We start from the raw sequence: 20,226 nt of genomic DNA, 5'->3' as shown, positions 1-20,226 counted from the left end.
AAATATGTAGGGACATCCCTTGTGGGTGCCCGTAAACTCACTATACTTTGACTATGGCCAAATTCCATAAGCAGGTATGTTAAACACCATCCCCAATATTGTCCACAGACTCCCGACGGTAAATTGTCCGAGTATCAAGCCGAGAAAAAATGGCATCGCCTTTCGATGGGCATTTCTCCCGCCGTATTTCAGCAGAACCAATTTCAGCACCCACACGATCCCAAGACTGAACCAGATGTAATTGACCGCCCAACTCCCACACACAGCGGCATACGCTGCGGGATGAAACGGGAACCAAAAAAACTTCATTCGCATTAGCATCAGGAAAAGTGCGAACAATAGCCCTATCCCAGTAAATCCTAACGCCCAATAATCCGGAGGTAATGGGTGTGTTAACCATTTCTGTAGATGCGTCCACGGTTCAGACCCGTAGACGATTGGCACGCGGGACATCTCGTGTAAAGCACCGAGTCGATAAGGGATGGATATAAGTGCCCAAAATTGCGAGAGGATGCCGACGAACAGTGCTATCAGGATCGCAAATAGCATGAAACGACTTCGGACTCCTGACGTTGCGGCAAGTTTGAATCCTTCAAGTTGATGGGGCATCGGGTGCGAATCGAAGGTGCGTGTAAAGAACCAGAAAAAAGAGAACATCGAAAGATTCATCGGTCCCAGCGGACGGGTGCCTACAGCCGCAACCATGACCCGTTCGGGTCCCGTGTAGTGCAAGTCGTGCATCGGCGATCCGAGTTCGGCGCGCATCCGGGAAACCGCCGTCGAAAAGGCAAAATAGAGTCCAAAGAAAACGAGTATCGCCCAGAAGGACATACCTGCCCTCAAGCAAAAGAAGGTCAGAAATGCAATGCCAAAAATAAGTGCAAGAACAACAGTCCGGGGCGACATCGGTTCATCCCGCGTGGACACAGACTGGGTTTTCACGCCCAACAAATTCTGAAGGTGTTTTCGACTCCTCCACACCGCAATCAGAAAGATGCCCATATATGCCCCGAATCCCTGATAGTTGATGTAAGGATAACCCGTCCCTTCCAATCCCATAACGCTTCCGACGATCTGTTGTCCTTTCCACACCCAAAAGAAAAACCACGTCGAAAACAATAGATCCAACGGAATCAGAAATCCGATGCCCAACACAAACGGGTAAATCCCTAATCTCAGCCACCCCATCGCGGAGAAAGGCTTCTCTGTGAATCTGAAACGGTATGCCTTCTCGTACACAGAAGGTATCGCAGGAAAGACGTGGTGGAGACCGTTAATGATGTCGAAAGCTGCTACAATTCCGAAAGCAATCCACATGAGTCGATTCGTAAAAAAACCATCGCTTGTCATTCGAGATGGAAGTTGGATAATCGGATACGCCAGTTTCTCATCTTCCGTCCATGGTCTCCGCACGATGACAGTGATACAAACCATCACAAACAGCATTACAAAGAGAAAGGCGAACCAATTCATCACAGGCGTTAGCCACCCCAACAGATGCTGCTTTGTGTGCAGTGTAGAATCACCCTCGTAGTAGCCGGAAAGAACGTTCTTGTCGGTCACAGCAAGCCAACTCGGGATATATCGCCAAAACAGGTCTTTCCAATCGTTCTCTGGCGTTGCGAACCAGAAAGCGTGCCCCAGTGTGGAGACCAAAATCTCCATCATGCTGTGCCCCGCTGTGGCGGACGCTACAGATAACATGACATAGATGACGAGGAGTTCACCTTGGGATAGCACCAATCGAGGCACGAATCGCTTGAATATCTGGTTGAATCCTATCAACACAAGCAGGTTGAAAACAACCGTGAAAATCAACGAGACGATTGTGGGCTGCGCGGAATACTGGACGAGTTCAATATAGGTAATCCAATAGCAATTGATGGGGATGAGAAGAAGTCCAACTGCGATAGACCGCCAACGGATTGGTGAGGGCGGTTTTGATAAGGATAGGGTCGGTTTTATGTCCGACATTACTGATTCTTCTTATACTTGATAAAAATAGATCTAACTTGTAATACTCCGGTCTCTACTCGAAGTTCTTCAAATACGATTCCATCGGCGCCGCTCTCGCGTGCCTTTTCCATTAACTTTTCTTGTAACGCCTCCGCCTCACCTCCCTCTATAGTAGCATGTCCCATCACCAGATAGTCTTTGATTATATCATCCTCCGAGAAGTAAACATCTACATGGGCGGTAGGCGAGTAGGAGTCCCCAAGATAATCGACATCACTACCACAAGCGGTAAGAAATAATATCGTCAATAGAATCAACACGATGATTTTTTCATTCACAATTGCGCGCAACATGAGAAAACTCCTGATATTTGGTTTTCGATTTAAGACTGATTTGACAACGTGCTACCGTTTTGATATGAGAAAACCAACGGCAGATGTTCATCTTTGTAGTAATTGTCTTCTCCCTTTCGATTGTGGTAGGCATCATCACGGCTCACATGTTCTGTGATAGCCTCGTCAACAGCATCCTGCCACACTGACAACTCGGCACCCGTCAGAAAGTCGTCAATAACCAGAAATCCATTTTCGCGGTAAAATTCAATCTGATCGCCTGTCCGTTGTGTATTCATTTTTTATTGTTAGGTTTCCGGTCTGCCTTCCACTTCGTTTCAGGCAGGTTCCCGATTAATTCGCTACTGGGTTTGAGCTGCTTACGCTTTAGAACAACATTACATGTGCTTTCAATCATAATTGCTGGGTCGATGGTCGCCGAGGAGTCGTCTTTGTCGAGGATTCGCTTGGGCAAGAATTGAGGGATCAAACTGAAACTTATTCAGATAGGGCGGATATTTCTGTGTAATCATCCGCATCGCATAGTGTACCTGCAAGAGATAACGGGTTTCGTCGCTCGTGTTGGCTGAGCCACGATGCCAGACTTCACTGCGGAAAAGCACCACGTCCCCCGCATTGCATAGGATACTCTCTTCTCCCCGATTATTCCATTCTGTTGCGCCGTTTGGAGAACACCCAGAGAAATGACTGCCCGGCACAAACTTCGTCGGACCCAATTCTTCGTACATATCGTTGAGGTAGTAATGGGCAGTCGTGATGAAGATTGGGATTTTGACGCGTGGATCGGAACGAACATCTGCAGGTAGACGAATCGGCAGCCAATCCGTATGTAATCCCTGATCCGGGCGGCCCGGTCCCGTCAACCACGAATGCATACCGATGCAATGGCAATCCTCACCGTGCGCTGCTTCGGCGACTTCAAAAACGGGGGATCTGTCAAGGAATTGGAGATACAAGGGGTCGCGATTAAAGGCGTTGCTAATGAGTTTGTGGAGGAATGCGTCACCATTTTCAAGTGTTTCGTCCCTGTCATGAGACGCTGGGATTGCTGGCAATTGATCCATAGTCGCACGCAATTCAGCAATCTCATTGGTATCAAGCACGTTGGGGAAATAGACATACCCATCCCTTTCCAGTGCCTCAACTTGGCTTTCTAAATCGTTATAGGCAACGAGTGAGAGTTCCTTCGCCATTTTCAGTACTCCTTTCGGACGGTAGCAATGGGTCAACGCTTATTGCTATGGTATGTTAACCTCAGCGAAGTTGTCAATAAAAAAATATGTTGGTACTGGATTTCTTCTCAGGTCCACCACAAATCGATTGTCCTATAGCTCAGCTATACTGTCTTAAGTTTGCGCCATAGGGTTGTCCGACTAATCCCCAAGCGTTGTGCAGCGAGTTGTGGTTTCCCATCAGACTCCTCCAAAACCCGTTGGACTAACTCACGTTCCAATGCAGCAAGCGGGTTGCTTTCCCGGAGTGCCTGCGTAACAATATCGTCCCTCGACGCAATAAGGTCAAGCGGTAGATGTTGCTTTTCAATGCTGCCACCCTGACACTTAACGAAGGCATGCTCTATGATATTTTCCAACTCCCGCACGTTGCCAGGGTAGGCATAATCCATTAAGATTTCAAGGACCTCGGGTGAGGCGCGATGAATAGGTTTCTGTGTCTGTTGACTGAATTTTTCGATGAAGTGTTCAATGAGAAGTGGAAGGTCGTCTCGCCTTTCACGGAGTGGCGGCGGGGTAATCGGGACGACGTTGAGTCTATAGTATAAATCCTCGCGGAACCGTCCAGCCTCAATTTCTGTTTTCAGGATTCGATTTGTCGCTGCAATGACGCGGACATCTACTTTTTTTGTCTCCGTTGAACCGACCATCTCATATTCGCCCTCTTGTAAAACACGGAGCAACTTCGCTTGTGTTCCGAGACTTAATTCGCCAATTTCATCAAGGAAAAGCGTGCCGCCGTCCGCAGCTGCGAACCGTCCTTCGCGGGTCGCAATGGCATCCGTAAACGCACCTTTGACATGTCCAAAGAGTTCGCTCTCTAACAAATTATCAACCAAGCCAGCACAATTGACGCGGATGAAGGGTTGTTTTGCCCGCTCGCTATTGTCGTGGATTGCGTGGGCAATCGGTTCTTTGCCGGTGCCGCTTTCGCCTTGAATCAGGACCGTCGTTTTCATAGGGGCGACGAGTTGAATTAACTCGAAAATCTCCCGCATTTTCCGATTTTTTCCGATGAGATTCCCAAACGAATGGCGTTCCTTGAGTTGGGCATTGAGTGCCTTTACCTCTGAGAGGTCCCGGGCGAACCCTTGGATGAATCCCCGATCGTCATGCACAATTCGGATTGCGCGAATTTCCACTGGCAAGCGATTCTTGTTTTTACGGAACAGTTCGGTTTGGAAGGTAATCGGATTCTGTTGATCGAGGCTTTTGAGGGTTTCGCGGGTGTTTTGAAATTCATCGGGATGCATTAGGTCACGCAGCGACAGATTGACGAGTTCTTGGTGTGTGTAACCGAGCCAGGCACAGAAATTTTCGTTTACGGTAACAAACGCTTCTGTGAGTGATGGAACTATGAAGATTGCGTCATTGGACATCTCAAAAAGTGTGCGATACCGTTTATTGCTTTCGGCGAGTTTGTCTGTCCAACTCCCTTTTTCAATCAGAATCGAGAGTTGTCCGGCAATAGGTTTGAGCCGCCCAATATGTGCCTCGGAGAATGCTCGGGGTTTTTCACTGGTGAAAAAGACGACCCCAATGGGTTTACCCTGCACCTTGAGCGGAAGGGTCAGGTTTGAGCGCATCCCCTCTTGGACCATTAATCGTGTCCAGTGCGCCGGTCTCCTTGCAAGAATTTCCCTAAAATCGTCAATAATTCGTGCTTCACCTGAATTGAGGATAGGTTCAAGGCTTGACCCCTCGATTTTTGCTGAAAACCCGTTGTCCAGCAAAATTTTTTTGTTCGATTTCGTTTTGCACTGCACTAAATCGCCGGAGGATTCGTCAATGAGTGCGATGCCTAACCGGTTATGTGGCACTATATTCTGAAGTCCAGCGTAGATGTTCTCAAATACTTCATCGAGTGTCTTTCCGATCTGAATCTGCTCAAGGATTCCATAGACCTGATCGGTATTAATCCACTTCACTATTTCCCCCCCACGCGTGCACAAGATTTGTTCCCTATAGGTTACAGATTATCACATAGTGCAGCGGATGTCAAGAATTTTGTTTCATAAATGAAATTTGTTTCATTTGTGAAATAACTTTTATTTACGAGGCTTCTCAGCAATTAATTCAGGTTTTGTTTCAGATTTGAAACATATCGGCAAAATCTGAAATTTCATTTTAGCCCGTAAAACGCTGATATATCTCAATTGGACAGGTGCTGAACATTTGGCACGAAATTTGCAATACTATGCTTTAATACGACAAGAGAACGGTAACTATCCTAACAGGAGGAAATTACGATGGTAAATAGAAAGAGGATTCAGAAAGCGCAGGACAGGATGAAGCAGCAAGGGATTGATGCCTATCTTATTCTGACGCACGATGATTATATCTACTTTTTCGGAGAGGATCGGTATCAACCGCGCGCTATTATCCCCGCACACGGGGTGCCAATTGTTGTCACTTTTGCTGGAGAAGAGGAAGAGGTTAAAGAATCATTGGGTGTCGAAGATGTCCGGATTTTCGGCTCTGTCGGTCAACAGATTAAGGACGTTGTTCAGGTGATGCGTGGTATGATAGGAGATAAGGAGAAACTCAAAATTGGTGTCCAGATGTGGTTCGGCACCCCTGCCTTCCTATTGAACATGTTCCAAAGAGCGAATCCGATTGTTGATGTCATGGATATCGCCCCGGTTATGGATGCCCTCCGTATGGTGAAAGATAACACCGAGATAGCACTCATGCAGCGTGCTGCAGAAATTGCTGGCATCGGCATGGAGACGGCAGTCAAAACGCTTAGACCGGGTATAACGGAAAATGAGGTCGCAGCGGAAGTTGAGTACGCTATGCGGAAAGCCGGTGGACATGGTGTTGCAACGCCTGTGTTTGTGAATTCGGGAGTCCGTTCGGGATGGCTACACGGCACTGCTTCTGACAAAGTTATTGAGGCGGGGGACCTGGTCGTTCTGGATTTGGTGCCGCGTTATAAAGGGTATTGTGCAAACCTCTGCCGGACATTTGCGATTGGGACACCAACAGCGAAACAGATGGATATGTTCGAGACTTATAAAAGTGCCCAAGCCGCAGGGATCGCAGCGTTGAGACCAGGGAGGAAGATGCGAGATATTGACGCAGCGGCAAAGAAAGTTTACACTGAAAACGGCTATGGTGAATTCTACGTCGCGGGGATCAGTCATAGCATCGGACTTAGTTTTGAGGAGACCCCGGCACCAACAATCCATCCCGGTGATTCTGGTATCCAGATTTCTGACGGAATGACGGTGACCGTCGGACATTCCGTACTTTCTGTTCAGGGAACGGGAGGCGTTCGGTTGGAGGATACTTGCCATATTTCGGGGAGCATCGCGAAGCCGTTGACAGCTTTCCCTGCCGAATTAAAATTGCCACAACCACTATAACTCTCAATTTTTCAGGAGGATTAAGAAATGAGCCGTTATCTTGAACATGCGAACATGAGCGTGAACGACCTTGAAAAAGCGATCGATTTTCTAACAACCGCCTTTCCAGATTTTCGAGTCAGGGGCGGTGGTGATAATGCAAACGGGACGAAATGGTGTCATCTTGGGACTGACGATTTTTACATTGCATTGTCAGACCGCAAGCATCCGTTCACAGGAGACCGGAAAGGGACTTATGTGAACCATCTCGGTTTTGCTGTTGATGACGCTGAAGGTATCAGGGAACGTATGCTGGCTGCCGGATATAAAGAAGGTTATAAAGTCGAACCACATCCCTACCGAAAGCGAATCTATTTCATGGATGCGGATGGTTTTGAATGGGAGTTCGTTGAATACTTCACGGATGATCCAGCGAAACGGAACGATTATTCACAATAAAAATAACTTTCGTTCGGGACGCAATACTTATTAAAACTTGTAGGGTTAAGGCGTGGTGCTTGCCCTACAAGTTTTTTGCAGCACGGCAGCACCGAACACGGCAAAGCCGAAGAAAGTAAAGGGCATCTGCCAGAGAAGAAAACTCATGTGTATGTGGATATATGAGTGCGCCTTGAAGATGACATACCACGATAAAGGTGCCAGAATCGAAAACCACGTCGTCCAGATTAAAGCGATGAAATGTTGTTGCCGCTCTTCAGTGCTACGCCGAAACAGCAGCGCAGACATCGCTATAAACAGAACTATCAGGTAGACATAGCGGATTTTGAATAGGAAATTAGAGACAAAGGAATTAGTAACAGATAGATAGTTGTTGAGATCAAAGAAGATACCGTTCATGTAGGTAATGACCACGCCTATTGTACCGGCTTCCAGACTGGCAGCATATACAGCCGGATAGTCTCCCGTCTCTCCATACGTGCGCTTCCCAAAAGACCAGATCACATGCGCCACGCCATCCATGAACCCATCCTTGACAGCACCTATTTGGACACATAACATGATGAGACTGACAAAAATTGCGACCCCTGATCCCAGTCCGGCTGCAAGGACCGATTTCACACACTGTTGTTTGCTCCACTTGTCAAGGACAACATAATAGACGAACGGCACCATCATCATTAACAGCGTGGTTGTAATGTACTCATAGCCGTTGATGAAACACTTAATAGAAACGGTGATGAAGATTAGGATTCCAAGTCTGATGCCCTGAAGGTTCGCTGGAACTCTGTGGTGTTTAAGGAAGTACAAGACAGCAATCATAGGCAGATAGAACGCCCATAGACTCCACCAAAGATTCTTCCCAAAGACTGTCAACCATTGCGAGAGCACCACCGAACATAAGACGAAGATCGCGACCCAGCCGCCAAACGCCTCATAAAACCAGTTTACAATTAAGGTCAATGCGATTGCCGAGAGTAGAGCCGTCAATACATAGAACAACCAGAGTTTGATTTGGGGTGAGAGGGGGATGAGTCCATCGAGTAGACTGAAAATTATGCCTTGTCCACCGGGTTGGGACATGTACGGCGAGAATTTATCAAAGGATCCGCTGTTAAGATAGGCTGCATATTGATTGTCAATCTGATTTTCAGATATCCAGTCCTGCTGAATATTCGTCGCAATTCCTGCCCCCGTCAGTCCGCCTGCCGAGAAGAGGCCGTCTTGGCGGGATTTGACCATTCTTCCGACAATAAGGCTTTCGGTGTCCCGTTGATGCGTGTCAAACCATTCCTGTTCGGCGACATGCCATACGTTAAAGAGAAACCCAAGAAATAGGAGTCCGATGGATAGTACCCATAAGGCTCTCTTCTTCGCGAGTTCTGATTGACTGAGATGTTTAAGTTGCAGAATAAGCATGTCGGTGTGTTCGTTGTTTCCTTAATATGCGGGTTATGTTATCACGATTCTTTGGTTTTTAGCAATCTTTTTGGTGTCGCGGTGTGTCAGGATTCGGAAATCCCTCCTACAGAAAAATCGAATGCTCCTATGTAGGTGGGGTGTAGTAGAAGCAGCCCTTGTGGTTGTCCTCTGATAAAAAACAAAAATCCACATTTTAACTGACGTATGTTATAATCTTGAGAATTACGTTATGGTTCGCTAATGTAGTGACTGCATAGAATTTTTAACGCAAAAGAGGCAGATGAGATGAATGGCAAATCACGTAAATCATAAAAATCTTGGTCAAAAAATGGGGAAAAATAGGGGAAACCTGGAATACCATCGAGCCGGTGATACGGGTAACGTGTCATCAGTACGCACCCAATATCAAACCGTATGGTCAAAAAGGGCGTTGGTCATTGGACTCGCCTTAGCAGTTTTAGAGTGTTTAATCGCGCCCTATAACGATTTTGTCATTCGGAACACATTTTTGGCAGGCGGTCATTTTCCGCTTGCCCCATTTTTTGTCTTGACCGCTTTGGCGTTGGTTGTTAATTCTGTCCTAAGGCTTCTGCATCCGAAACTCGCCCTCTCCGCCCAAGAACTCGTCGTTATCTGGTGCATCATGATTGCCGTCGCGGGTATCCCGTCATCAGGCATGATGCGAGACGCGCTATCTACTTTCGCAGCTTACAACTATTTCGCCACCCCAGAGAATGAATGGCGATCCCTTTTCTTTCAATATATCCCCGAATGGCGCGTCGTACGAGATGAAACCGCGATTGTCTCCTTCTATGAAGGCCTATCCGTCGGCGAGCGGATCCCTTGGGGGGCATGGCTGAAACCGCTCTCTGTGTGGGCCTTGTATGTTCTAACCGCCTACTTTGTTATGGTTTGTCTCGCTGTGATGCTCCGAAAACAGTGGATCGAATACGAGAAATGCACGTTTCCACTCGTTCAACTGCCCGTGGAAATCTCTGTCCACCAATCAGGGGTGGTCAATTCATTTTTTAAAAACAGAAAGATGTGGGTCGGGTTCGCGATACCGGCGTTTGTTCACACGTTGAACGGACTTCATGCGTATTTTCCGACGCTACCCAATATCCCCATCCGATATTGGCTCGACCCGTTCCTCGTCGGTAGACCCCTCAACGCCTTGAGACCTTTTCAGATTGTGATATTGATGTCCATGGTAGGATTCAGCTACTTGCTCACACTTGAGGTCGCCTTTAGTCTCTGGTTTTTCTTTTTGTTTTTCAAACTACAATGTCTCATCGGCAGTATGCTCGGTTTCTTCATAACGAAGGGTCCGGGTGTAAAATGGACAGCGTATTCGTTCAGTGCAGCACAGGAAGCGGGTGCGTGTCTGACGCTTGGGGCTTGGGCACTCTTCAAAGCCAGAACACACATCAAGCAACTCTTTCTAAGCGGCTTCGGACGCGGATCCCACCAATCTGACGCTCAGAACGAACCGATGTCCGCCGGGTTGACAGTTTTTGGGTTGCTCGGAGGTTTATCCGTCTTGATATACCTAAGCGTCCTGATGGGAATGTCGCTCGGATTTGCGGTGCTCTTTGTAATCTTTTCAATTGGCGTGTTCGTTGCTTTGACATGGCAGATTATCAACGGCGGTATCCCTTTTATCAATCCTTCATTTTCACCGCAAAGTTTCTTCCTGACAACACTTGGGACGGCACATATCACTCCCTCAACGACAACGTGGCTGTTCATGCAACCGACCGGCTTAACCTCACACCTGAGAGAATTTATGATGCCGAATGTGATGAACGGGCTAAAGGCAGCGGACACCGTTAGAACCAACCGGCGGCGACTCCTCATGGCGATGGGTGTGGCGATGGTGCTCGGACTGTTTGTCTCATATTATTCCGTGCTGAAAGTCAGCTACCAACACGGCGCACTATTCGTGCATACAGGCGGTAGCGGCGGGGCGCGCTGGTTGAGTGCTGTCCTTACGAGCCCTACGGAGGGAACCGACTGGGCGAATACCGGTTGGACGCTTTTCGGGAGCACGTTTACAATCGGATTGATGTGGATACGAAAAGTTTTTGTCTGGTGGCCGATTCATCCGATTGGGTATACGATGCTCAGCTCATGGGCATCGTTTAAGCTATGGTTCTCTATCATGCTCGGTTATTTTCTCAAATATGGTGTTGTGAAATATGGGGGCCTCAGGGCGTATAGGGAAGCACGTCCGCTGTTTCTTGGATTGATCCTCGGTGAGATGACGTGTGCCGGGCTCTGGTCAATCGTTGGGATGATAACCGGCGTTCAAACCGGCTATCGCATCTTGTTGGATTGAAATAAAAAAAGAAAGGTAAACTATGCGTACGTATGACGATTTTTTAATGGAGTCGTATCAATTTAGGGAAAAGATGGTCGCCGATAAATTTCGCCCGAAATATCACTTCTTACCACCTTATGGCCGTTGGAATGACATCAACGGTGCGATCTTCTTCAACGGTAGGTATCATATTGGCTACCTCCAAAAGATAAGAAACGGGCCCGATGAGAGAGACTTTTCGAGTTGGCAACACATTTCGAGTCGAGATCTACTACATTGGACCTATCACACAGCATATCTTGATGAACCGCTTGAAGGGAAAAAGGGCGATTATTTCAACAGCGGCGACATTATGGAAGGAATGGAAATTCCGACGATCATTACCAATATGCCGAGAAGGGGAATCTGTATCTACCAATGTCACGATGCCAATCTCTCACACTGGACCCCGTTGGCAGAAAACCCAGTAATTCCAATCGATACCGACGAATTCCCCGAATGCGTGATTTTCGATCCGAGTGGCTGGAAAGAAGGGGATATCTATTACGCCTTAATCGGCAATAAAAACCATCGCCCCGGGTATGAAGGCGATTCGACGAGCCTGTTTAAGTCGGAAGATCTCAAGCAATGGAACTACGTTGGCCCCTTCTATAAATCCTCGCGTAGATGGACAGCAGCGGTTGAAGATTGCGCATGCTCCGACTTCTTCCGCTTTGGGGAGAAATACATGCTCCTGATGCACACACACTTTCCGTTCAATAAGTGCCAATATTATATTGGACACTATGAAAACGAGACCTTCTACCCAGAAGCTAACGGACAACTCAGCCATCTCGGCAGTATGCTCGCGGGTCCCGAAACCCTGATTGACGATAAAGGGAGACGCATCTTTTGGGGGTGGATCGCCGATGCCCACGATGCAGATAGACACGGTTGGCAGAGCATCATGACGCTTCCTTGGCATCTAAAGCCGACTTCGGACAACCACTTAAACATTGAACCGGTTCCAGAATTACAGTCCTTGAGATACAACCCATTTCAAACTGAAGATATATTTTTAGAGGCAAAGCAGGAGATCACCGTTGAAGGGCTTGCTTCGGACTGTATGGAACTGAAACTGACGATAGAGCCACGTTCTGCGCAACGCTTTGGGTTAAAATTGTTCTGTTCGCCAGATCTTGAGGAGGAAACGGTGATTCGCTACGATGTGGGACAGCAAGCCTTTGTTGTCGATTTTGAAAAAGCAAGTAACGACTGGACCCTCTCATACCGTTGTGGACGGGAAGTGTTGAAACCCGGAAGGTTCAAGCAAACAGTGCCTTATGCATTGGGAGACGACCAAGTACTTGAACTCGATATCTTTGTTGACAGGTCGGTAATTGAAATGTTCGTCAACACCGAGATGTGCATTGTTCAACGGGTTTATCCGACGCGCCCCGACAGCAAACAGGTGAGATTGTTTTGCGAAGATGGGCGAATTGCGGTCAGAAATATCGTTAAATGGGAGATGGACGCAACCAACCCTTGGTGAGATGTTGAATTTTCCTTAGTCTATTACGGCGCGAAACTCGATCGCAGCTTGATGCTCCAGCGTCCCGCTTCGTAGGTTAAGATATAAAGCGATTCGTAGGAGGCAATGACTGTACCATCGGCGCGATAGCGCGTGAATTGCGTATCAACGTGGACCTTAGACTCCGACGCATGGACAATGTTGCGTCTGTCCCAATCACTATGGTGCCAGCCTCTTGTGGTTAGGTTGTGTCTTATTCTCTCCATATCCTGCTCACCCGGTTTGTTGAGGACTCGCATATTGCCAGACGCGAGACGGTAGTGCGGAAAGTGAAACGTCTTCTCCCATGCCACTATATCAAGACGATTAAAGGCTTCCATCCACGTATCAAGCACTTCCATGATTTCGACTTCGATTGTTTCTTTCATACTTCTACCTCAAATACTAATTGGCATATTTCAGATTCAAGCACTGATGAGGTTTAGCACAGCGTAAGGCTTTCCCTCCGGCATCAGATTCTAAGTTCCACCAACATGCCCGGATCTATTGGAATGGGTGAACTTGACGACGGCAATGGAACAACGTCTCCATCTTCGCGCAGACCTTCAATATGAAACGCAATGGCTTCAGCGACCAATGTCCGCACTGTCTCTATTGTATCACCTGCCGCAATGCACCCAGGAAGATCGGGGACATAAGCACTGCAACCATTTTCTCCTTCTTCAAAAATAACAACGTATTCCATGGATTTATTCACCTCACCATCTGAGTCCAGCTTGCCTTAGAACACTGTTGAGTGTGCCCGGACGGACATCCGCACTCAATTTTCCGGCAACTGTCACGGTGCCCTTTTTTGTTGGATGTTTAAATTGTCGATGGCTACCTCGCGTCCGGACGAGATACCAACCATCGTCTTGAATCAGTTTTATGAGCAATCGAACCTTCATAGTAGGCTTTTGTCGGTTTTAAGTTCACTAATTGGAAGAAAATGACGGGTCCAGCTCCTTGTGCCATAATCATCCATCATATGCCTTCTGGCTAAAAGCCGCTGAGACTTTTCCTTCCTCGCTTTCGGATTTTTCAGCATGGAACGAGCATATAACGCGACCTTCATGAATTATCAGTAGTTTACCGTTATTGTCAAACTTTATACCTGCTTTGAACGCGCCTGTTTGGTACACTGTCGCTATAACGTCATACCCTAATGAATTTATATCTTTGAGACTAATATTTTGCTCTTCCATTGATTAATTTCCTTCCTTACTGCAAGGGGCAAAAATAGCGTGCGATGCCCATTAGGAGTGTAACCTAACCAATTAGGAGAATTATACCACAGATTCCCTATAAAATCAATCGGATATTTTCTGAGAAAAATTGTCGCTTTCTTTCTCGAAATCGGGTATACTTCTACAAGGTGCTACCAGAGAATCGTCCATTGCGCGACTTTGCAGCGAACGGAGTATCCTATCTATGAATATCGTTTTTCTATTCTCAGACGAACACGCCGGTAGTATCATGGGAAACAGCGGACATCCCGTTGTCCAGACCCCGCATCTCGACCGCCTCGCTGAACAGAGTTACACATTCGATAACGCTTATTGCAATTATCCAATCTGTACACCCTCACGCTTGTCCATGCTTACAGGACGCTACCCACATCAGATTGAAGCCTGGGATTTGGGTGCAATCGCCGATCGACAGTACCAGACGTGGGGAGATTATTTGGCGAGGGCAGATTATGAGACCGTGCTATGTGGACGGACGCATTTCAACGGAACAGATCGGTTGCTCGGTTTCTCCCATCGCTTGCTGGATGACCTACATCGATGGCGGCACACAACCGGTCGTCCACCACGGCGCACGCCGGATGCCCGTCGAGGCTCTAACTCACACGTCGCCGAATGTGGACCGGGAGATCACGAACACACGAGATACGACAGAAACGTCACAGACTTAGCAGTGGATTTCCTTCAAGAAAAAGCTGCATCTCCTGACAATAACCCTTTCCTACTTTACTGCGGGTTCATGCACCCACACTTTCCATTGATTGCACCACCGGAATTCTACGCACTATACGACCCAGACACACTGGAATTACCTGAGACATGGAACGAAGCACTTGAATCCCAACACCCCATCATCCGACACCACCGTTGGTCGTGGCGGAACGACATCCCACCCCCTGAAGCCGTTGTCCGTTGCGCGTTAGCCTCCTACTATGCCCTTGTCTCGTGTCTCGATGCGCACATCGGACGGATACTTGAGGCGATTGATACGTCGCCACTACGCGAAAATACACTCGTCCTCTATACGAGTGACCATGGCGAGATGGCAGGGCACCACGGCATCTGGCAGAAGCAGTGTTTCTACGAACCTGCAGTGAGGGTGCCATTAATGGTGCGCCTACCTTCAGGTGAGAACGGTCGTGTGGCACAAAACGTCTCTCTGGTAGATGTTTTGCCCACCCTGTTGGAAGTCGCCGGTCTGGAAACACCGTCTGATTTACCGGGGGATAGCCTGCTGCGGATAGCCCGAAACCAACCAAACGAAACGACGCGCACTGTCTTTTCTGAATACCATCACATGGGTATGCTTAACGCAGGTTTTATGCTCAAGCGCGGGAATTACAAATTGTGTCACTACGTCGGGAGCGAACCGCAGCTGTTTAACATAGACACTGACCCACGGGAGAACAACAATTTAGCAGCAAAACCTGAATATGCAGCAAGACGTAGCGAACTGGAAACCGCCTTGCGCGCGATTCTCGATCCAGAACGAGAAGATGCACGCGCAAAAGAAAACCAAAGGGTGCGTAGATTGAATAGTAGGAACAGTTAAACAATATCAGAAATTGAACCCTCTCCAGACTAAAGTCTGGAGATTCCTTTTGTTCCTCGTGGGAATATTCTCCGCTCAGGCGGAGCAACGTCGGCATTCTAAGCGAATACCAACGGGCGATGCCATAGTCGCCGCTACTGGGGTGCCGAAACACCCAAGATACTTTTGTCTTATATTAGTCGCACCAACGCCATCGCGATGATGTTCAAATCCACATTTGCACTTGTAAGAACGCTTTTGTGGTTTGTTCCTCTTGCCGCAATTCAAGCAAGTCTGCGAAGTATACGCCTCATTAATTAATTCCACCTTGATACCTAAAGCCTTTGCTTTGTAGGTAATCATTTGCGTAATTTTGCCAAAAGCCCACTGATGCAACTTTTGACGTTCTTTTTTCCTCGCCTTGATATTATTGCGTATACCCGTCAAATCACCAAGAACAATCGTACCAATACCCCGTGACTCACACAACTTCACAAACTTTGTAGTGTGTTTATGCAAGCCGTCCATGATTTGATTGTCAATTGTTCTGATGTGTTTCCATTTGTGTTTTACTAAGTGCCACCAGCGGTTGCTATGACGCTCACACCTATCTATCTTCTTGTCCATAGACGCAATCACCTTATTCCTCAACCGGTATAAACTTCTAATATACCGTCCATTAAAGATTTCAGTAACCATGCCATCATGACTTACCATAGGGTGTATTTCGCCAATGTCAACGCCAACAATACCCTTCGCTTCTGTTTTTACAGCTTTATCAGTTTTGTAAACAAAATGCAATTCATACTGACCCCTATTATACACAAGATTGATGATAGCAGGAATATTCTTTATATCAAACCGCTTTGGCAAATCCACCACCAAAGGCTTACCACGCCTGCCATTAGATAGAACAACCTGCTTACCAAACAAACCCTCTTTGAAACGTATCGCTGACTTCTTCCAAGTGGTTGTTTGAAAACGTTTCTTTTTATACGGAGGCCTCGCAGTCTTATCACCATTACGACGCAATACACGAAAACCTTGCCAATTCTTGAAATACCGCGAACGCACCTCCTGAATACTCTGTGAATGCAAAGGCTGTGACTTTGTTAATCTTTTATCCATAATTCACATTCCTTAATATTCGGAAAATAACCCCAAGAACCATGAGCATAACACCACATCTCCTGAAGCTTGAGACATTCACCCCAAACCGACGCAGAAGCAGAATTCAATACATCCAACTGCTCCGAATATGGTATCTTGATCTTGAAAGTTCGCATTTTTTACCAATACCTCACATAGATTTACTTATATTATATCACATATAAATTCTGAATTCAAGTAATTCAAGTAAAAAGCACTGCTAAGATAGCAGTCGCTACATTGGCAGTGCTTTACTCAAAAATATTCGCAATAAGTAGTTTCGGACTTGGTTAAATTAATTTTCACAACAATTTGTGTGAAAATTGTAACGGATTCTTATTTACCTCTAAAACTTTCTACATAGGCTCGTAAGTCCGGGTGATAAGTCAACTCACTCATATCATATAGATATTTTGCTTTGTAGCGTGTGAAGTACGGATTACTCATATAACTTTCTAATTCCGCTGTCAACGCCTTAACTTCATCTTCAGAGAACCCTAAATCGGACATTTCATGTGAGCGAATTTTGTAATAGAGTTCAGCCATTTTGAGCTGAGACGGTAACATTCCTCTAACTGTCCGACCATAAAACGCATAAGAATAATTACCTTCCATTTTGTCTATAACCTGTGTTCGCAAGGGTTCTGTCATATAATAGAGGTCTTGAATTTGTAAATTGATACGTTCAAATTCTTTAGAGGTGTCACTGGACATATCAGTTGTAGTTTGCTCGGTTTGCTTACTCTCCAATATATCTACGCGATCTTCCAGCGTCTGAATTTGATCCTCTAACGCTTTTATATATGCGGAATTGTCGGGCTGTTGGCAACCGATTAGACTAACCATAAGAACTATTGTTAAAAAAAGACTTTTGTAAAACATAATTTACCTTTCCTTTTAAACGCGAAAGCGCGTGAAGATTAGGATAATCTCCACGTGCCAGTTATTGCACGGTTGATAATGAAGTAAACGGACATCCAACATACGTAAAACACACCAAAGATGACCAAGCGTATAACGGCAAGCATGTAAACAGGAAGTGATGGTCTTTGCGTGCCAACGTATTCAGCCTAAACCAATAGCACGTCTTTTGCAAGGTGGTGCGTATCAAAAAGTGCCCTACAGATAAACAGGAGGATATTTCCTAAAAGTCGCCAGTAGTTCATAATTTCCCTTCATTCTTATTCTACTTGCACTGTTGATACCTTGACGTGCTAAGAATTTATTATGCCCGCCTTTAATACTTTGTCTAAAGCTATTCTCTCCTGTAGCACACTATGCGCTTCGGAAAAGTCAAAATCAATATCCGAGCATTCCATAAGCGTGATAAGCACAAGGAATGTGTCTGTAATGTAAAAATATGGTACCTCCGTTTCAAAGTTTTCTTCCAATATCCAATAGCGAAAAAGCGTGTAAGAGTTGTGATAGTTTTCAACAAAGTCCTCTACTGTGCCAAAACTTTCTGGATCGATCTGTTTCTTATGTGCCATTAATCTGTTAAAATGCGTTTCTATGCGCTCCTGATGATCTTCGAGCATCCCATACAACTTTTTGAGGTTGTGTCCATCGCTCCCTTTTGGAAACTTGTTGCCATCATTTTGTATCTGATGCTTTAGCAAGTATTCTATAAATTGTAACAGCAGAATAACGCACGCCCATTTATTAGCAACTGTGCCTTTAACATATTGGCACAAAAGCCCTAAATTGCCTTGTATCACGTTATGCAAGGCTTCTTTTGATAATAGATTCACATTATCTTTCGCTGTTGTTTCTAACATAGCATTCTCCTATTTATTCTTTTCGCATTCAGTAGATTCGGAATTAGTTAAATCGGATTTCACACAGTAAGGCAAAGATTTTTTTCTCTATGGACTTTAGTATCCAACCGTATCATGAGAAAAATAGATATGCCACACCGCGTGCAATGGCAATTACACAAGCCACTGCGAATATACATAACAAGACACACCATACGCCGCGTCGGAAAGTGGCGGACGTAATCAGTTTTTTTAAAAACGACTTGTGCTAATTAGATTTTTCGAGATTTCAGTTTATGCGAGGACGAGGTCTTTGAGTTGCATCAAAGGGCGTCCGAAACACTTATTGAGGAAAACACCAATCAGACAGGCACCGATCTTATGGAAACCCATGCGGGTTTGAAGTCCCAATGCGTTCGCGCACGCACGCGAGAAACCCCGAACTGCTCTGTGAGTTGACTCATCGTCGTCTCAATGCGTCTCCGCATTTTGACGTGGCATTTGCTAAAGTCTTCTGGATACTGCTGCTTCTGATTCCGGCGCAGCGTCGCCAGCAAACAGGTATTTTCAGTTTCAAGCAACTCTTGCTGAAGTGCCTTAGAGACATAACCTTTATCCCCGAGAACGATGGGGTACCCACGGTTTTCAGCCATCACGCGCAGGACTTCTCGGTCGTCTATATGTGCAGAAGCGATGGCGAAGTCAACAGGCACGCCGTCCCGGGTGGTTATCAGATGTCCCCGAAATCCAAAGAACGTTCCGAGACTTTTCGTGGCAGCATGTCCATAAGTGGCAAGTGTTCCCGAACCGTCTGCCCACTTCAGGTCGGACTTTGACGCTGTGGCACGTTTCACATCGCAGATGGGCATCGGAAAAGAATCCACGATAAAGACATCCGACTTGGGTAAGACCTGCGTCAAAGTCCGACGGATGACTTCAGAGGCACCCCAGAGATTGCGTCTCCCCCTATTGAAACGCGAGCGTTCAGGTAAACACGGGAAAACCGTGCGGAGTTGAGATTTCAAACGTCGATACCCCGAACTTTCACGCGCTGCTCCGATGGATTCCAAGAGCCACCCGATGGCGAGGATGTCGCTGTCGGGGCAGTCGGGGTTGCGACCGGGTCTATGATCCTCGGCATCTCGAAAATGCGTCTCATAAAGGAGTTTCATGACCTGCCGCACCACGCCTGCGACGGCTATGAGCGTGCAGGGCACATTTTTCAGTTGCAACGCATAGGCTTCTAAAGTAGACTGTAACTCCATCCTTATGTTTCCTTTTCTTAGCTGAACTTATAGGATAACATAAGCATGGACCTATTCAACCTTAATTCTATTTAGCACAAGTCGTTTTAAAAACAAGTATAACAGAAACCCAGTCGCAAGCGGAATGACCACATAGACAAGGGCGAACAGTATTATGCAAACAATAAGAACAAAGAACGCGAAACTCCAAAAACCCCACCCGTCATCTTTATAGCGTTTATAGCCGTTGCCCCTTATAGCCTCTACGATGCCTCTGTAGATAAAGTATTTACCCCACATATCAACTCCAAGCCTTTACAATAGCACCATTACGCAAGAAAATACTCCGAAAAGCATAGATAACTCCTTTTGCTACTCATTATTATCTCCGTTCAACCGATTATACTCGGTTTCTGTCAGTTTCCAGCCAGTTGCTCTGCCACCTTCCCTACGGTGCATAAGCCGTCCCGCTGATTCCATTTTGGGTAAAATAACACCGACTATCCAATCTGCTGTGTCCCAATCTTTATAGCCAAGCATTCTGTTCAAATCAACAGCACGTGTCCATTCAGGATAGGATCCAAATAAGATTGTCGCAATAGCTTCTTCTATATGAACAATACCAATATGTGCCAGTGTTTTGACTGTCATATCAATTCC

20 protein-coding genes are annotated in these 20,226 nt (G+C 46.4%); 5 read left to right on the top strand and 15 right to left on the bottom strand.

All coding sequences use genetic code 11. From position 1 onward, the window contains the following. Positions 1–51: 51 nt before the first annotated feature. The 5 genes from OXN25_15160 to OXN25_15140 form a co-directional block, all read right to left on the bottom strand. Positions 52–1,974 (bottom strand): hypothetical protein, encoded by a 1,923-nt coding sequence (locus OXN25_15160; protein MDE0426196.1) that lies wholly within the window; start codon positions 1,972–1,974, stop codon positions 52–54. After that, the gene (locus tag OXN25_15155) at positions 1,974–2,309 is read right to left on the bottom strand and encodes a hypothetical protein (GenBank protein ID MDE0426195.1); all 336 of its coding nucleotides are present in this window, start codon (positions 2,307–2,309) and stop codon (positions 1,974–1,976) included. The genes OXN25_15160 and OXN25_15155 overlap by 1 nt, the downstream gene beginning before the upstream one ends. Positions 2,310–2,338: 29 nt before the next feature. Continuing rightward, positions 2,339–2,587: a hypothetical protein gene (locus OXN25_15150; protein MDE0426194.1), complete on the bottom strand. Its 249-nt coding sequence runs from the start codon at positions 2,585–2,587 to the stop codon at positions 2,339–2,341. Positions 2,588–2,698: 111 nt separating this feature from the next. Next, the gene (locus OXN25_15145; protein MDE0426193.1) at positions 2,699–3,502 is read right to left on the bottom strand and encodes a phytanoyl-CoA dioxygenase family protein; all 804 of its coding nucleotides are present in this window, start codon (positions 3,500–3,502) and stop codon (positions 2,699–2,701) included. Between the two features lie 143 nt (positions 3,503–3,645). After that, on the bottom strand, positions 3,646–5,469 hold the full coding sequence (locus OXN25_15140) for a sigma 54-interacting transcriptional regulator (GenBank protein MDE0426192.1): 1,824 nt from the start codon (positions 5,467–5,469) through the stop codon (positions 3,646–3,648). Positions 5,470–5,790: 321 nt separating this feature from the next. Here OXN25_15140 and OXN25_15135 point away from each other — a divergent pair, with 321 nt between their 5' ends. Both OXN25_15135 and OXN25_15130 read left to right on the top strand, forming a co-directional pair. After that, complete coding sequence (locus OXN25_15135; protein ID MDE0426191.1) at positions 5,791–6,909, top strand: Xaa-Pro peptidase family protein; 1,119 nt, start codon at positions 5,791–5,793, stop codon at positions 6,907–6,909. Between the two features lie 27 nt (positions 6,910–6,936). Next, entirely contained in the window at positions 6,937–7,347 is a 411-nt protein-coding gene (locus OXN25_15130; GenBank protein MDE0426190.1) for a VOC family protein, read from the top strand. 45 nt (positions 7,348–7,392) lie between these two features. Here the strand turns inward: OXN25_15130 and OXN25_15125 are convergent, their stop codons facing one another. Continuing rightward, the gene (locus OXN25_15125) at positions 7,393–8,766 is read right to left on the bottom strand and encodes a hypothetical protein (GenBank protein MDE0426189.1); all 1,374 of its coding nucleotides are present in this window, start codon (positions 8,764–8,766) and stop codon (positions 7,393–7,395) included. A 292-nt stretch (positions 8,767–9,058) separates the two neighbouring features. Between OXN25_15125 and OXN25_15120 the strand changes: the two genes are divergently transcribed. Next, entirely contained in the window at positions 9,059–11,107 is a 2,049-nt protein-coding gene (locus tag OXN25_15120; protein ID MDE0426188.1) for a hypothetical protein, read from the top strand. 22 nt (positions 11,108–11,129) lie between these two features. Further along, positions 11,130–12,620: a glycoside hydrolase family 32 protein gene (locus OXN25_15115; protein ID MDE0426187.1), complete on the top strand. Its 1,491-nt coding sequence runs from the start codon at positions 11,130–11,132 to the stop codon at positions 12,618–12,620. Between the two features lie 23 nt (positions 12,621–12,643). Here OXN25_15115 and OXN25_15110 read toward each other — a convergent pair whose 3' ends face one another. The 4 genes from OXN25_15110 to OXN25_15095 all read right to left on the bottom strand — a co-directional run bounded on the left by OXN25_15110 (position 12,644) and on the right by OXN25_15095 (position 13,843). Continuing rightward, positions 12,644–13,027 (bottom strand): hypothetical protein, encoded by a 384-nt coding sequence (locus tag OXN25_15110; protein ID MDE0426186.1) that lies wholly within the window; start codon positions 13,025–13,027, stop codon positions 12,644–12,646. Between the two features lie 83 nt (positions 13,028–13,110). Beyond that, positions 13,111–13,344, bottom strand: a complete 234-nt coding sequence (locus OXN25_15105; GenBank protein MDE0426185.1) for a type II toxin-antitoxin system HicB family antitoxin — start codon at positions 13,342–13,344, stop codon at positions 13,111–13,113. A 13-nt stretch (positions 13,345–13,357) separates the two neighbouring features. Continuing rightward, a complete protein-coding gene (locus OXN25_15100) occupies positions 13,358–13,546 on the bottom strand; it encodes a type II toxin-antitoxin system HicA family toxin (protein ID MDE0426184.1) in 189 nt (62 codons plus the stop codon). Positions 13,547–13,615: 69 nt separating this feature from the next. Continuing rightward, positions 13,616–13,843 (bottom strand): hypothetical protein, encoded by a 228-nt coding sequence (locus OXN25_15095; protein ID MDE0426183.1) that lies wholly within the window; start codon positions 13,841–13,843, stop codon positions 13,616–13,618. 226 nt (positions 13,844–14,069) lie between these two features. Between OXN25_15095 and OXN25_15090 the strand changes: the two genes are divergently transcribed. Next, positions 14,070–15,437: a sulfatase-like hydrolase/transferase gene (locus OXN25_15090; protein MDE0426182.1), complete on the top strand. Its 1,368-nt coding sequence runs from the start codon at positions 14,070–14,072 to the stop codon at positions 15,435–15,437. Positions 15,438–15,512: 75 nt separating this feature from the next. On the opposite strand, the gene OXN25_15085 is transcribed toward OXN25_15090, so the two are convergent. From OXN25_15085 to OXN25_15065, 5 genes are all read right to left on the bottom strand, one after another. Continuing rightward, entirely contained in the window at positions 15,513–16,544 is a 1,032-nt protein-coding gene (locus OXN25_15085; protein MDE0426181.1) for a transposase, read from the bottom strand. Positions 16,545–16,901: 357 nt separating this feature from the next. Beyond that, positions 16,902–17,447, bottom strand: coding sequence for a hypothetical protein (locus tag OXN25_15080; protein MDE0426180.1), 546 nt, complete (start codon positions 17,445–17,447; stop codon positions 16,902–16,904). A gap of 332 nt (positions 17,448–17,779) precedes the next feature. Beyond that, positions 17,780–18,343: a hypothetical protein gene (locus OXN25_15075; GenBank protein MDE0426179.1), complete on the bottom strand. Its 564-nt coding sequence runs from the start codon at positions 18,341–18,343 to the stop codon at positions 17,780–17,782. A gap of 341 nt (positions 18,344–18,684) precedes the next feature. Beyond that, entirely contained in the window at positions 18,685–19,587 is a 903-nt protein-coding gene (locus OXN25_15070; protein ID MDE0426178.1) for an IS982 family transposase, read from the bottom strand. Between the two features lie 351 nt (positions 19,588–19,938). Continuing rightward, the gene (locus OXN25_15065; protein MDE0426177.1) at positions 19,939–20,217 is read right to left on the bottom strand and encodes a hypothetical protein; all 279 of its coding nucleotides are present in this window, start codon (positions 20,215–20,217) and stop codon (positions 19,939–19,941) included. Positions 20,218–20,226: the final 9 nt, after the last annotated feature.

Source organism: Candidatus Poribacteria bacterium, from assembly GCA_028820845.1.
Lineage (GTDB): Bacteria > Poribacteria > WGA-4E > WGA-4E > WGA-3G > WGA-3G.
This window is presented reverse-complemented; position numbering and strand designations above follow the sequence as displayed.